Source organism: Lactiplantibacillus herbarum (assembly GCF_001039045.1).
Classification (GTDB): Bacteria; Bacillota; Bacilli; order Lactobacillales; family Lactobacillaceae; genus Lactiplantibacillus; species Lactiplantibacillus herbarum.
Genome location: NZ_LFEE01000018.1, coordinates 190,952 through 205,521, shown reverse-complemented (window position 1 = coordinate 205,521; position 14,570 = coordinate 190,952). Strand labels below are relative to the sequence as shown.

Here is a 14,570-nt window from a genome sequence, read left to right as displayed (position 1 = left end):
CCTAATCGTGCGTTACGCGTTTGACAAGCCAGTCACCAGCTAGCTGCACAGCGAATACGAGCACTAAGATAATCAGCATTGCCACCAGCGTCACGTCGTTTTCAAAACGAGCGTAACCAATACTGATTGCAATATCACCTAAGCCACCGGCACCAATAGCCCCAGCCATGGTTGTTAGCCCAATCAAACTGATCACCGTGACAATCGATACCCGGATCAGATCAGGCAACCCTTCCTTCAGATAAACGCGGAAGATAATGGCTAGCGGGCTAGAGCCCATCGATTGGGCAGCCTCTACGATACCTTGATCAACATCTAGTAACGCATTTTGAACCTGTCGGGCATAGAATGGAAAAATCCCCAAGACTAGTGGCACTAAAGAGGCGGTCGTCCCAACAGTAGTTCCAATTAAGTAATTAGTTAGTGGCGAGATGACCGCTAATAAAATAATAAAGGGCACCGACCGCAACAAGTTGGTCGCTTTATCTAATAATTGATACGAGGGTTGATCTGATAACAAGCCCCCTGGCTGTGTCACGACTAATAAAATACCTAGTCCAAGTCCCAACACACCCGCAATGATTGCTGAAACTGCGGTCATATAAAGGGTTGCCAGTGTCGCTTGAATGAACTCACTTTTCATCTGTAATACATTTGGAAGTAATGCTGCCATTAGTCACTCAGTCCTTTCACCACTTGTTCATCAATAACTTGCGCATGAACGCCCTCTGACGCCATTTTAGCCACCGCAGGGTTGAATGCCGCTAAATCCCCCGTAATTACCGCAATCATGTCACCGACGTTCTGGCCGTCAATTTGATCAATGTTAGCGAACAAGATATTAACGTCCACTTTGAATTCTTGTGATAATTGCGAAATCACCCCATGTTTAGTGGCCTGACCAATAAACTTAAAAGCAATTAACTCCTGATTGGCTGCTAACTCGCTCAACCTAATCGTCCGAGTAATCCGTTTGATCGCTGCACGCACATTCGTTGCTGCCTCCACGAAGTCTAGCGTTAGTGCCTCTTGCGGTGCGGTGAAGACTTGGGCAACTGGTCCACGTTCAATGATTTGACCGTCTTCCATAACTGCAACGTGGTGGCAAATGCTCTTAATAACCTGCATCTCATGAGTAATTAAAACGATTGTCAGCCCTAATTCCTGATTCAAGCGTTGCAGTAATGACAAGATTGAGGCGGTCGTCTTCGGGTCTAGCGCACTAGTAGCTTCGTCAGAAATAAGCACTTTGGGGTCAGTAATCAATGCTCGCGCAATGGCGACTCGTTGCTTTTGACCACCAGACAGCTTGCTTGGATAAGCTTGAGCATATGCTTCTAATCCCACTAGTTTCAATAACCGCAACGCTTTTGCTTGGCGTTCCTGCTTGCTAATTTTCTGTCCGAGTAATGGGTAGATGACATTACCAAGCACCGTGCGCGATCCCATCAGATTAAAATGTTGAAAGATCATACCGACCTGCCGTCGTGCTTGCCGTAACTTAGCGGGAGACAAGTCTTGTAACGCTTGGTCGTTAACAACCACTCGCCCCTCAGTAGGTGCCTGTAACAGATTAATCACCCGGACCAAGGTACTTTTACCCGCACCAGAATAACCGATGATGCCGTAAACATCTCCTGAATCAATCGCAAGATTTACATCCTGAACCGCTGGAAGCACCTGCTGATCATTATGAAAAGTCACCGTGATATCTTTTAAATCAATAATTGGTTGTGCCATCAATCTCATCCTCCCCATCAAAAAAAGGTCGTCCTTAATCTGAAACTCAGATTAAGGACGACCTTAGCCGTGTTACCACCTTATTTCGATATTCAGTCTCGAACATCGCACTTCAAGTACCACAATCACCCTGATTATGAGACTCTAACTCGATAACGGCAGTAACCGTTAATGCCTAACTATTACGCTCAGCATTAAAAAATACACCTGTCAGACCATCTTCAAGAATGCACCGTCACTACCTTACACCAACCGGTAGCTCGCTATGGATCGGTCGCAATCTTTACTCATCTGACACATTGTTCTTTGATTTCACTTGCTTGGTTGTTATTAGTATCACGCTAGCTAAATGAGAAGTCAAGATGAATTTTAATCTTTTTCTAATATTAGCGTTTATCAAATACATCTTCCACATGCATTTCATTTGTTAAAACTATTGTTACTCGTCTTCTGTGTAATGCTATATATATGGAACTCCCCCTCACGGCTAAGGTGAAATTTAAAAGGTTAATCACATTTTACCTACTTTTAGTTGGACTGATCGGTATTTCAGGCGAAAGTCAGCTGGCAATTTGTTCAATATAGGACTCCTACTATAGCGTTAACGGAGTATATCAATCTTTTACTTTTAGTAAACAGTTAATAAAAAAATAGTCACCGGCAATTTGCCAGTGACTATACAGGTATTACGATTGATCTTCGCCTAATTTAAATAACGGAATCTTAGGGCCCGCGTTATCGCCAGTTTGACGCTGCGGTTGCGGTGCTGAATTCAAACGCTTTTCAATACTACGTTGTCGTTCAGCTTCGACCTGAGATGCCGTCTTCAGGTTACGTTTCTGCCAATTAAGCAGGATGCGATCCATATAAGTCAGATTATAGACTTGACGCAAGACAGCTTCACGCAAGGCTAATTCAATGACTTCTGGTTCATAGTGGTCTTCATCGAACCACTTACTGATACTTTCCATCTCAATTGGTGATAGATCACGGCCAAACTCGGTTTGAATCGCGGTAAATACTTTTTGACGCATGTTTTCAGTCGATGCTGCGGTCGGTTCTTGTGGCTGCTTCTTTAATGCAACCGCCAACTTGTCGTAAAGGCCATCAAAGTTATACCGATCATGAATCTTTTGATCCTCACCGGTAATCGATTCAATAGTCAGTAACTTTTTCGCTAGCATTTCGTGTAACCGTTGGAAAACGGCATTCGTATCTTCACCCAAACTGGTCGCGATCACGGCCGCATCAGGAAACTGATTACCTTGATCCATCAGGCGTTTAAATTGCAAATAAACTAGTAACTCATCATTGGTGACGCCAATCTCACGATAATGCGTGAGTAAGGCGTTGGCAATGGTCGTTTGCCCATCGTTGATCAGGGCAGCTGCTAAGGATTCCATCCCAACGACTCCTTTCACGAAAGAGTGGGACAAAAGCCGGGTAGTTGCTGAGCATAGCGTAGGAAGCCAAATGATTGTGTTTTTCAATCGTTTGGCTTTCATAGCTAGGCGGAAGCAACTGGCTTTCGGCACACGTTTTGGCTAAATATTAAAGGGCCTGCGACTTCTGTCACAGCCCCTTTAATTAATGTTATTTAACTAAATAACTCTTATGGGTAAATGCGGTTTAACAAACGTGGGAACGGAATCGTTTCCCGTACGTGATCTTCAGCGGTGATCCAAGTCAAGAAGCGTTCTAGCCCAAGACCAAAACCAGAGTGAGGAACACTACCATACTTACGTAAGTCCAAATACCAAGCGTAGGCTTCTGGATCTAAGCCGGCTTCCTTGATTTGGTCTAACAAGTAATTGTAATCAGTAGCACGTTCGGAACCACCAATAATTTCACCATAACCTTCAGGTGCCAATAAATCGGCACAGATAACCACATCGTCACGAGTTGGGTGTGGCTTCATGTAGAATGGCTTGATAGCCTTAGGGTAGTTTAAGACAAAGACGGGTTGGTCAAAGTGATCAGCCAAGAAAGTTTCTTCTGGCGAACCAAAATCAACACCCCATTCAACGTCAAAATCATTAGCTTTAAGTAACTCAACAGCTTCATCATAACTGATGCGTGGGTAAGGTAACTTGGTGTACTTCTTCAACGTTTCTACGTCACGACCAAGAATATCTAAAGCATATTGACAATGATCAATCACACCCTGAACAAGGAAGGCAATGTAACGTTCTTGTACTTCTAGGCTTTGTTCTTGGTGCATAAAGGCCATTTCAGGTTCAATCATCCAGAATTCAATCAAATGACGACGCGTCTTTGATTTTTCTGCTCGGAAAGTTGGGCCAAATGTGAAGACCTTACCGTATGCTAAGGCACCGGCTTCAGCGTATAACTGCCCACTCTGTGAAAGGTAAGCGTCACGATCAAAATATTCAGTATGGAATAATTCAGTCGTGCCTTCAGGTGCACTCCCAGTCAAGATTGGTGAGTCCATCTTAGTGAAACCTTCTTGATTGAAGAATTCGTAAGTGGCACGAATCACTTCATTACGAATGTTCATGATAGCCCAAGGTTGTTTTGAACGTAACCATAGATGACGGTGATCAAGTAAGAAATCAACCCCGTGTTCTTTTGGTGTAATTGGATATTCTTCGCTTTCACCGACAAGTTCAATATCTTCTACTTCGATTTCATAACCGAATTTTGAACGACTGTCTTCGTGAATAACACCCGTAATCCACATGCTAGCTTCTTGCTTAACTTCTTTGGCTAAGGCAAAAATTTCTTCGCTAACTTGGCTCTTGACAACGACCCCTTGGAAAAAGGCAGAACCGTCACGTAATTGTAAGAACGCAATCTTACCACTTGAACGTTTGTTTGTGAGCCAGACCCCGATTTTGACCTTTTCGTCAACGTGATTTTTGGCTTCGATAATGCTAATCTGTTGCACCATTTACTTAGATCCTCCAATTAATTTGCTTGTTCAGCAATTTTTTGTGTCATAAATTGTTGTAGCCGACGATGAGCTTCACGTAATGAAGTCATATCAGTCGCGTAGCTGAGTCGCAAGTGCCCGGGCAATCCGAACGCTTCACCTGGAACCAAGCCGACGTGTGCCTCCAGCAGTACTGCCGTGACAAAAGCCGTTGCATCTTGATACCCAGTCAAACGTAACGCTTCAGTGATGTCTGGGAATAAGTAAAACGCACCCGCAGGCTTCCCAGCTGGCAACTTAAACCCTGGCAAACTAGCAATCAACGGATAAAGCTCGTTTAACCGCGCTTCAAAGCCTTGACGCATCGTTTCGACCGATGTCTGATCACCACCGAAAGCTTCAATCGCAGCGTACTGTGAAACAGCGGCTGGATTGCTAGCTGCGTGTCCTAACACCACACCCATCTTAGCCATAACGGCCTTGGGACCGGCTGCATAGCCAATCCGCCAACCAGTCATTGAATATGCTTTAGATACCCCGTTGATTAAAACGACGTGATCCAAATCAATACCTTCTAATTCTAGCACGGATGTGAACTGATTACCGTTATACATTAATTTTTCATAAATTTCATCGGCAATCACTAGAATAGCGTGACTTTCTGCCCAACCGACAATCGCCGTCAATTCCGCACGACTGTAGACTAAACCGGATGGATTCTGTGGTGAGTTCAAAACTAAAGCCTTGGTCTTAGGTGTCCGCTGGGCTTCAAGATCAGCTACCGTAAACCGTAACTGGCGATCTGTACCAACTTCCACCGGCGTCCCACCAGCTAATTTGATCTGTTCTGAATAACTGACCCAGTATGGTACTGGCAACAACACTTCATCATTTGGATTGAGAATGACTTGGAATAACGTAAACAGCGCCATCTTGGCTCCGTCCGTTACCACAATCTGATCCAAATCATAATGATGCTGATGATCAGCCATAATGCGTTGACTAATCGCTTGTTTCAATTCTGGGAGCCCGGTTGCAGGGGTATAAAAGCTTGCCTGACCATTTTGAATACTGTCAATAGCTGCTTGCTTGATATTATCTGGCGTTTGATAATCTGGTTCACCGATCCCCAGATTAATCACGTCGACCCCGTCTGCCATCATTTGCTTAGCGGTCGCACTGATTTTCAGTGTTGCTGACGGCTGGATCTGCATTACTTTACGCGCTAATTCCATTAACATCCGCACTCCCTTAAGCTTTAAATGTTGATAATCGACTTCAACCGACTACCATTTGAATATTGCAAAATCTCATAACACAAATTCTTTTTCTGGTTCAAATAAGTAATTTCCCAGACAACTTCGCCATTATACTTACCCAGCGTCGCCTTGACCACCTTACTAGGATTACGTTTAGACCAGACTTCTTTTAGCGCTTTGGTCCGTGAAACACCAGCTGACTGTTTAATCACGGTCGTTTGGTGTTTTTTATTCGCGTTGATCAAAGCGTAGACCGGCACATCTTTTTTGGAAGTACCGGTGACCACGTAATAACTGCTAGTGCCGTTATATTGGGAAAACCCAGTGGTCGTTTTTAGCTTGCCCTTACTAACCGCTAAACTGTAAGCCGTTTTTTGGGCTTGATGCATCGGCCGTTGTGCGACCCACAACGTGCCGTAAACTGCCACGATAATGACTAAGATCGCAACTAAGACAATCATAATCACCCGCTCTGGGCGCTTTCTACGTTGAACTCGCATATGCTCTTCCTTTCAAAAACAGATAAATTTATTATAGCAAATTTATCTAATTGCGAAACGGTTTCTTACTCAGTTTTGAAAAAACTTTGAAGTTCACTCGTAATCGTGTCTAACGAAGCTTCCGTTGGTGGCAAAGATTTGGGCAAAGCCTTCAAGATTGTCTGACCATAACGTTTCGTTATTAAGCGATCATCAAGGATCACCGCTGCACCCCGATCTTGTTCGGTTCGAATCAATCGACCAAGTCCTTGCCGTAATTTCAAAGCAGCCTTTGGTACGGCCTCATTATAGAACGGATCAACCTTAGCTTGCCGTAATTGCTGATAGCGTACCTTAGTTGTCGTCTGCTCAGGTGAGTCAAACGGTAACTGGGTAATAATCAACAATTCTAATTGCTCTTGCGGAAGGTCAATCCCTTCCCAGAAACTAGCGGCACCTAGCAGAATTGCGTTGTCGCCCTGCATGAAGCGGCGTAACAGCTTTTCACGACTACCGTTGACCCCTTGGGCTAACAATTCCCGATCAGACGGTAGATTTAACTGACGTAAGCCATGGAAGACTGCTTCAATCATATTCAGCGAATTGAATAGAATCAACGTTTGCTTAGGTGCTGCGGTAACAATCTGGTAAATAGCCTGACTCAGGTAAGCAATCCGACGTTTACCACCAGGTTGCTCCGCAGGCTGTGCATCCGTTGCAATCATTAACCGTGCTTGATTTTTCAGGTCAAACGGCGTTGACAGTTGGTGATGCTCAACTGTGGCACTATCAAGATCCAATTGTGAATAGACATAGTGTGACTTACCAGTTGAAAATAGGGTCGCCCCAGTCAGCAATGGTGCGCTAAAGTATGGATACAATTGTTCCTTAAAGTAGCCCTGCGTATCGATCAAACTACCGGATAACGTTAAGCTACCACGATCATGCCACTGATTGAGGCTGATCCAGAAGACCCGTTGCTCCCGTGACGCTGGCACTAGCCATGTCCGTAATAGATCATAGCCCCGTCGAAGCTGTTGCAAGCGATTAGCAAAATCATCGAGCACATGTTGTTCGTTCGGTAAAATCTGTGCCTGATCGTGTTGGTACTGTTCCTCCAACTGCTGATATTGAAGGAAACAATTCTCAATCGCCGTTTGCAATTGTTTGATCAACGGATTGTGGGCGGCAAAGAAGTCCGTCAACTCGTCCGTTGTAATTGACACTTCAACGGGCTGATTATCACCAGTCTGATCCGCGCCAAATGTCCGTGCTAATGCCGCTTGTAATTGTTGCAAATGCAAATCCGTATCACTCAATGAATTGTCTAATAACTTCAATCGATAATCCGCTTGTGGTTGTTCCGCAAACAGTGACCGTAAATTCAGTTGGTGTTCAGAGTCAATCCGACTGATCAAACTGTGACACGCCGCCATGTAGTAATTAAAGTCAAAGGTTTGACGTGAGTCTCTAACTACCCCGTCAGCCAAATGTTGCGCTTCATCCAATACTAGGAACGGCCGTTGTTGCCGACTACCCAATTGGGCAACGTGCTGCATCAAGTAAGCGTGGTTAGTAATAATAAACGTCGCTTGGGCCGTCAATTGATCACGGAAGCGTAAGAAGTCAACTTGGAAGAAAGGATCATCCGCCGTTAACGAAGCGACACCATGATGCGCAATCTCATTGAAGTACGGTGCTTGATAAGTCGTTAAGTGCAACTCATCTAAGTCACCAGTCGTCGTCATCGTTAACCACACTAGGACCCGCAATTTTAATAACTGCGTCTGCTTGGAGTGTTCATGTAAAGTAATCCCATGAGCAAAGCGATTCAGATCCACATAGTGTTGATTACCCTTGATAACGACCGCAGTAACGGGATTAGGTAATAATTTGTTCAGTCGCTGAACACCCTGATCATGTAATTGCGTCTGTAAGACCGTTGTTGCAGTACTGATAATGACCTGCTGATTATTTTGCGCTAAGTAGGCTAAGGGCAACAAGTAGCCCAAGGTCTTCCCGGTTCCAGTTGGCGCCTCAATCAATAATGCCTGTGGCGCCGACAGTTCTTTCGTATAGTGACGATAAATCTGATTCATCATCCGTGCCTGCTGAGGCCGGTATGTCAGCTTATCGTCAAACACTTGCTCTTTTTGTGCTTTAGTTAACGGGTATCGATCAGCTGTGCGCCCAACCGATTGTTGCGGCAAGCGTTGCTTTTGAAGTGCAATCCCGTTATGAATCACTAGATTCTTTGGTAATTGCTGTGGGTGCTGTTTACCCTGCTGTAGTGCATAGGCAAACAGATCCGCCGTTTCACGGGGCAACTCCGGTGTTAATTCCACCATGCGCTGCAACGTGATCAACGGCAACTTAGCTAACCGTTTTTGTAAGTAAATAAACAAGCTAGCTGTCGCCACCGCATCACTATCCGCTGAGTGCGGATGATCGTGATCAATATTCAACTGTTGACTAAGGTCACGCAACCGAAAGCTGGGCGCTGTTGGTAATAGAATCTGGCTAAGTGAAACCGTATCAACTGCTTGAATCGGCAATTCTGGGTAGCCCACGCGTTGTAACTCCGCATTAATAAACGGCAAGTCAAAATTAACGTTATGCGCAACAAAGACCGTCCCCTGCAATAGACTGTAGACTGTCCCCGCCAAATCATCGAAAGGTGGGGCTTTACGTACGCGCGCATTACTAATGCCCGTCAAATTTTCGATTACCTTTGGCACCGTTGTTAACGGGTTAACGTCCGTCGCAAAAGTATTAATAATATGATTATTTTTTATAAACGCACAACCGATCTGAATGATCCGGTCGCCGTCTTTAACACTCGTCCCAGTAGTTTCAATATCTACTACGGCATAGGTTGTGTTTGGTTTCATGGTCATTTCCCCAAATTTTTCATTATCCGGAGCCGTCGAGCCGCGGATTGTGGGACGGACTACAAGCCCGTACACCCTAATTAACAACAGCCATTTTAACGCCGTTGTGTATCAGATTAAATTATAGCATATTCATCCAATTTGGCGGCGTTGATACGACCAGTTAGACTGATGTATTAAGCTAACGATCTCAGTAATATCATGAATACACGTAAGATACCGATTTTTCTAATTTTTTTCTAATCCCAGCATTTTTAGCTAACTAAGCAGCCTTACCAACGTCATAGCTATGCCTAATTATTAGTATTTTCAGGTCAAACTAATTGCTCACTGAGTCCTTACTAATTGATTATAATTCTACTAAAATAGTGGCAGTCGTGGCAAAAATAGCGCTAATAAGGTATTATGAAGCTATTATCAATCTACTTACAGAAAGGCAGCGACACGATTGAAAGATCAAGCTACCGGTACTAGTCATGCCAAAATTATACTAATTGGTGAACACGGGGTCGTTTATGGTCAACCAGCGATCGCCCTCCCAATCTCGACCATTCAAATGCAGGCCGTCATTCACCGCCGTGAAACGACCCAATCCGTTAAAAGTCGATACTTTAATGGAGATTTTAACATGATGTCCGCAAATTTAGGCGGTATTCAAACTTTGATCAAAACCTTATTAACCCGCTTTGACGCTAGTGATCAAGGTTTTGATATTCACATTACTAGCGACATTCCATCTGAACGCGGTATGGGCTCATCCGCCGCTTCCGCAGTTGCAGTGACCCGGGCTTTTTATGATTTCTTTGAGCAACCTTTGTCCCAGCAAACCTTATTGACAACTGCCAACGTGGCTGAAAGCTACACGCATGGTCAGCCAAGCGGACTGGATGTTGCTACCGCGAGTGCTAAGTCACCCGTGTGGTTTGTTAAGGGTCGTGAAAATTATCCGATTCCCGTCAAAATACCGGGCTATTTAGTTATCGCTGATACCGGCATTAAGAGTCAAACCAAGATTGCCGTGGCAACCGTCCGCAATCTCCTAATGGTTGAGGGTGCCACGATTCAGAATCGAATCGACGACTTAGGCCAATTGACCCGTCAAACTCGTGATGCACTCGCTAACGGGGATATGGGGGCTCTAGCAGCTGCTTTAAATAGTGCTCAGGATGATCTCCGGTCACTCGGTGTCAGTCATCCTGCTCTGGAACAGCTCTTAGCCGTAGCACGTCAGAATGGCGCGCTAGCTGCTAAACTGACTGGTAGCGGTCAAGGCGGCTGCCTAATCGCTTTAGCACCAGAGGCTAGCATCGCCAACCAACTATCACAAAAACTCGCGGCCGCGGGGGCTACCGCCACGTGGGTCGAACCACTACTGAACGACGATTAACCTTGGAGGAATTCACATGTCAAAAACCGTTACAGCAAGGGCCCACACCAATATTGCTTTAGTTAAATATTGGGGCAAAAAAGATCCTAAATTAATGCTTCCCCAAAACGGGAGCATTTCATTAACGCTGGATCATTTCTATACCCAGACTAGTGTTACTTTCGACTCTAATCTAAATCGTGATCAAATTTACTTTGACGATCAACTATTACCCGCCACTAAGAGCCGCCGTATCAGTCGCTTTTTGGACTTGGTTCGCCAACAAAGTGGTGCTGAAGCATACGCCGCCGTACATACTGAAAACCACGTGCCAACTTCAGCCGGGCTCGCTTCTTCCGCTTCCGGATTCGCGGCTTTAGCTGGCGCTGCTAGCCGTGCCGCTGGAATGAACCTCGACAACACGGCGCTATCACGTCTAGCTCGACGTGGTTCTGGTTCAGCAACTCGCTCAATCTTCGGTGGATTTGTCGAATGGCATGCCGGTCATGATGACGCGAGTTCCTACGCAGAAGTCTTGCAAGATCCAATCGATTGGGATATTCAAATGATTGCGGTCGTTCTCAAAGCAACCCGAAAACCAATCAGTTCTACTGCAGGTATGGCTCGCGTCGTTAAGACTTCCCCTTACTATCCTGCTTGGGTCAAAACTGCGAAGACTGATCTCAAACGGATGCGTCGTGCGATTACAGCTAAAGATTTGACAACAGTCGGCCAGATTGCTGAAACGAATGCCATGCGGATGCACGCACTCAATTTAAGCGCCCAACCCGCATTCAATTACTTTACAGCCGCAACCTTAACCGCAATCAACGCGGTCACTGACTTGCGTGCACACGGGGTAAACTGTTATTATACTTTGGACGCTGGTCCTAACGTTAAAATCATTTGTGCGGGTAAAGATACCGATGTTATCAAGACTGCACTACAACGACATTTTGCTCCGGAACAATTAATTGTCGCTAAACCTGGGCCAGGCATTACCTTTACAGAAACCGAATAATTAATATAAGTTAAAATAGTCGATTTTCTGACTATGAAAGGACCTGATGGCATGATTACGGTGAAAGCCCCTGGAAAACTTTACATTGCTGGCGAATACGCCGTGGTGGAAAGTGGCTATCCAGCAATTATTGTTGCCCTAGACCAATTCGTCACGGCAACAATTTCACCTAGTGAAACGGTTGGTAGTATCGTTTCCGAACAATACCAAGAAAATTCCATCGTTTGGCGTCGTCAAGGCGACGAGATGGTCTTTGATAATCGTGATAATCCGTTTCACTACATTCTAGCTGCGATTAGTCTTACCGAAAGTTATGCTCATGAGCTTGGTCGTGAACTTGGTGTTTATCATTTAAGTATTAATAGTGATTTGGATAGTGCAGACGGTAAAAAATACGGCTTAGGTTCTTCAGCCGCCGTCACCGTTGCTACGGTTAAAGCACTGTGCCAATACTATGATCTACCGATGACCAGTGAAAAGCTTTTCAAATTAGCAGCTATCGCCCACCTCTCCGTTCAGGGGAACGGTTCTTTGGGTGATATTGCCGCTAGTGTCTACGGTGGTTGGATTGCCTACCATTCATTTGATCGCCAGTGGTTACAGCGTCACCGTACCCAAACCAGCCTAAGCGATTTGTTAGCAATGGACTGGCCAGACATGCAGGTTGACCTGCTGACCCCACCCGCTGCGCTTCGTTTAATCATCGGCTGGACCGGCTCCCCGGCTTCCACGTCCCACCTTGTCGATAAGGTGGCGATGGTTAAAGCCAAGCAGCGTGGTGAGTATCAAACTTTCCTACAAGCTAGCAAGGATTGCCTCAAACGCATGATTGCTGGTTTCCATCAGAATGATCTTGCAGCAATTCAAACAGAGCTTCGGGTCAATCGACAACTCTTACAACAACTAGGTGCTTTTAGTCACGTCACGATTGAAACACCCATTCTCAAACGTATGATTAGTTTAGCAGAAACCGCTGGTGCGGCTGCTAAAACTTCTGGCGCGGGTGGCGGCGACTGCGGGATTGTATTAATCGATAAAGCTTTAGATACTCAGGCTTTATTAACCGCCTGGGCGCATGATGGTATCGAACAGCTAAACTTAAAGGTTCATACCGTCAATGACTAATTCTGACTATTTAAACCTTTTAAAAAGAGTCTAGCGTCCTTGCCAGACTCTTTTTATTATTCTCACTGATATGGAGGTGGCCTCGTGTCACAAAGTCAACAATCACATCGCAAAGACGAACACGTTTCGTTAGCAGAAAAATACTTTCATGGCGAACAGCCTAACGACTTCGATCAGGTGCGCATTCGCCATGATGCTTTACCAGAAACAACTGTAGATCAAGTTGATCTCTCCACAACAGTTGGTCAGTGGCACTGGGACAGCCCACTCTATATCGAAGCTATGACCGGCGGATCCAAGCAAACCGGCGAGCTCAATGCACGACTCGGCAAGATTGCAGCGGCTTGTGGCTTACCCATTGCAACTGGCTCCCAGAGTGTTGCCATCAAAGATCCCACAGTTGCCTCAACCTTTACTAATATCCGCCAATCAAATCCCAATGGTCTAGTCTTTGGGAACCTGGGAGCCGCTCACAGCTTAGCGGCCGCTCACACTGCGATTCAGATGATTGATGCCAATGCCTTGGAACTTCATCTAAATGTCGTGCAAGAAATTGTCATGCCTGAGGGTGATCGCGATTTTAAGTGGTTAGCTAACATTAGTAAACTCGTTGCTGAATTAGACTGTCCCGTCATCGTCAAAGAAGTTGGTTTTGGTATTTCACGACCACCCATGCAGCAACTCTACGCAGCTGGCGTTCGCTATCTTGATCTAGGTGGCCACGGCGGTACTAACTTTGTCGACATTGAAAATCGACGGCGTCCACTACGAGATATGGACTATCTGCACGACTTTGGCTTATCAACGGTTGAATCCTTACTCAGTGTTCAAGGCCATCCTAGCGATTTAACGATTTTTGCCGCGGGCGGTGTTCGCAATCCGCTTGACGTGATCAAAGCGTTGATGTTGGGTGCTGATGCCGTTGGGATCGCGGGCGTGGTTCTTCACGCCTTGCTACACCACACTGATGATGAAGTGATTGCGATGCTGCACGCTTGGCAGAACCAGCTCAAGCTACTGTTAGCCCTAATTGGTGTTACCAATATTGCTGATATCACTAAAGTTGCCGACAAACTGATCTTCTCATCAGAACTTGTTAACTACAAACAATCTTTAAAACAATAAACCAAATGAGTCGTCATCGTATTATGAAAAATTTCATAATGCGATGACGGCTCATTTTTGCTAGTAACAACAATCATTACAATCCGTTCAAGATCCAATCAACCGCACTGACGAAATCCGGTTGTTCTAAACATTGCTGCTTGCCAGCTGGTTCTATCCGGCCCGTTGCAACATGAATGCCTAACATACCCGCATTAACTGCAAGTTGCATATCATAGCGGTAAGAATCCCCAATATAAGCGGTCGTCGCTAAGTCAAAATGATATTGTTTCTGAGCTTCGTAAACTAGCAATGGTTGCGGTTTACGACACTGACAATGTTGCGATGCTTGATGAGGACAAATCCAGCTGTCAGTAATACCCAGTTGCGCTAACCCCTGTCTAACCTCGGTCATTGAAATCTTGCCTGCTGCAATTTGCGTCTGATTAGTAATTGCCAACACTAAAATATGCTGTCGCTTTAGCCGTGAAATTGCAGCTACCACCCCCGGATAAGGCTTGAAGTTTTCAGGTGTCTTAAAATGACCGTCACCACCTAGCGTGCCATCACGATCTACCAATACCGTGCTTATCTCCATTCCAGCTCACCTCCATAACTGTACGATAGCAACTTCAAACACTGACTTCATCCTATCAAATTAAGTTCAGACACTTTCCTAACGATTTTAAACA

12 protein-coding genes and 1 other annotated feature are annotated in these 14,570 nt (G+C 45.2%); of the genes, 4 read left to right on the top strand and 8 right to left on the bottom strand.

The genetic code is table 11. The features are described from left to right. Window position 1: 1 nt before the first annotated feature. The 7 genes from ACG95_RS06080 to ACG95_RS06050 form a co-directional block, all read right to left on the bottom strand. Complete coding sequence (locus ACG95_RS06080; RefSeq protein WP_047999661.1) at window positions 2-673, bottom strand: methionine ABC transporter permease; 672 nt, start codon at window positions 671-673, stop codon at window positions 2-4. Further along, complete coding sequence (locus ACG95_RS06075; protein ID WP_053072705.1) at window positions 673-1,740, bottom strand: methionine ABC transporter ATP-binding protein; 1,068 nt, start codon at window positions 1,738-1,740, stop codon at window positions 673-675. Before ACG95_RS06075 ends, ACG95_RS06080 begins: the two co-directional genes overlap by 1 nt. A 50-nt stretch (window positions 1,741-1,790) precedes the next feature. Further along, window positions 1,791-2,049, bottom strand: a binding site (T-box leader). A gap of 377 nt (window positions 2,050-2,426) precedes the next feature. Beyond that, on the bottom strand, window positions 2,427-3,143 hold the full coding sequence (locus tag ACG95_RS06070) for a DnaD domain-containing protein (protein ID WP_047999659.1): 717 nt from the start codon (window positions 3,141-3,143) through the stop codon (window positions 2,427-2,429). Window positions 3,144-3,352: 209 nt separating this feature from the next. Beyond that, window positions 3,353-4,648 carry an asparagine--tRNA ligase gene (asnS, locus tag ACG95_RS06065; protein ID WP_173425510.1) on the bottom strand — a complete coding sequence of 432 codons (1,296 nt, stop codon included), beginning with the start codon at window positions 4,646-4,648 and terminating at the stop codon, window positions 3,353-3,355. Window positions 4,649-4,668: 20 nt separating this feature from the next. Then, window positions 4,669-5,868 (bottom strand): pyridoxal phosphate-dependent aminotransferase, encoded by a 1,200-nt coding sequence (locus ACG95_RS06060; protein ID WP_047999657.1) that lies wholly within the window; start codon window positions 5,866-5,868, stop codon window positions 4,669-4,671. Between the two features lie 23 nt (window positions 5,869-5,891). Beyond that, window positions 5,892-6,392, bottom strand: coding sequence for a cell wall elongation regulator TseB-like domain-containing protein (locus ACG95_RS06055; RefSeq protein WP_152668293.1), 501 nt, complete (start codon window positions 6,390-6,392; stop codon window positions 5,892-5,894). 65 nt (window positions 6,393-6,457) lie between these two features. Further along, on the bottom strand, window positions 6,458-9,262 hold the full coding sequence (locus ACG95_RS06050) for a helicase C-terminal domain-containing protein (protein ID WP_047999656.1): 2,805 nt from the start codon (window positions 9,260-9,262) through the stop codon (window positions 6,458-6,460). Window positions 9,263-9,710: 448 nt separating this feature from the next. Here ACG95_RS06050 and mvk point away from each other — a divergent pair, with 448 nt between their 5' ends. The 4 genes from mvk to fni all read left to right on the top strand — a co-directional run bounded on the left by mvk (window position 9,711) and on the right by fni (window position 13,899). Beyond that, on the top strand, window positions 9,711-10,649 hold the full coding sequence (gene mvk / locus ACG95_RS06045; RefSeq protein WP_047999655.1) for a mevalonate kinase: 939 nt from the start codon (window positions 9,711-9,713) through the stop codon (window positions 10,647-10,649). 16 nt (window positions 10,650-10,665) lie between these two features. Then, window positions 10,666-11,649, top strand: coding sequence for a diphosphomevalonate decarboxylase (gene mvaD / locus ACG95_RS06040; protein WP_047999654.1), 984 nt, complete (start codon window positions 10,666-10,668; stop codon window positions 11,647-11,649). A gap of 51 nt (window positions 11,650-11,700) precedes the next feature. After that, window positions 11,701-12,774: a phosphomevalonate kinase gene (locus tag ACG95_RS06035; RefSeq protein WP_047999653.1), complete on the top strand. Its 1,074-nt coding sequence runs from the start codon at window positions 11,701-11,703 to the stop codon at window positions 12,772-12,774. Window positions 12,775-12,858: 84 nt separating this feature from the next. Further along, entirely contained in the window at window positions 12,859-13,899 is a 1,041-nt protein-coding gene (gene fni, locus ACG95_RS06030) for a type 2 isopentenyl-diphosphate Delta-isomerase (RefSeq protein ID WP_047999652.1), read from the top strand. A gap of 76 nt (window positions 13,900-13,975) precedes the next feature. On the opposite strand, the gene ACG95_RS06025 is transcribed toward fni, so the two are convergent. Next, window positions 13,976-14,476 (bottom strand): HAD-IIIA family hydrolase, encoded by a 501-nt coding sequence (locus tag ACG95_RS06025; protein ID WP_047999651.1) that lies wholly within the window; start codon window positions 14,474-14,476, stop codon window positions 13,976-13,978. Window positions 14,477-14,570 lie beyond the last annotated feature (94 nt).

Coding starts and splice junctions, on each gene's coding strand:
- ACG95_RS06060 (WP_047999657.1), bottom strand. CDS start 5,868: ATGGAATTAGCGCGTAAAGTAATGCAGATCCAGCCGTCAGCAACACTG.
- ACG95_RS06080 (WP_047999661.1), bottom strand. CDS start 673: ATGGCAGCATTACTTCCAAATGTATTACAGATGAAAAGTGAGTTCATT.
- ACG95_RS06055 (WP_152668293.1), bottom strand. CDS start 6,392: ATGCGAGTTCAACGTAGAAAGCGCCCAGAGCGGGTGATTATGATTGTC.
- ACG95_RS06025 (WP_047999651.1), bottom strand. CDS start 14,476: ATGGAGATAAGCACGGTATTGGTAGATCGTGATGGCACGCTAGGTGGT.
- ACG95_RS06070 (WP_047999659.1), bottom strand. CDS start 3,143: ATGGAATCCTTAGCAGCTGCCCTGATCAACGATGGGCAAACGACCATT.
- ACG95_RS06050 (WP_047999656.1), bottom strand. CDS start 9,262: ATGAAACCAAACACAACCTATGCCGTAGTAGATATTGAAACTACTGGG.
- ACG95_RS06035 (WP_047999653.1), top strand. CDS start 11,701: ATGATTACGGTGAAAGCCCCTGGAAAACTTTACATTGCTGGCGAATAC.
- ACG95_RS06075 (WP_053072705.1), bottom strand. CDS start 1,740: ATGGCACAACCAATTATTGATTTAAAAGATATCACGGTGACTTTTCAT.
- mvaD (WP_047999654.1), top strand. CDS start 10,666: ATGTCAAAAACCGTTACAGCAAGGGCCCACACCAATATTGCTTTAGTT.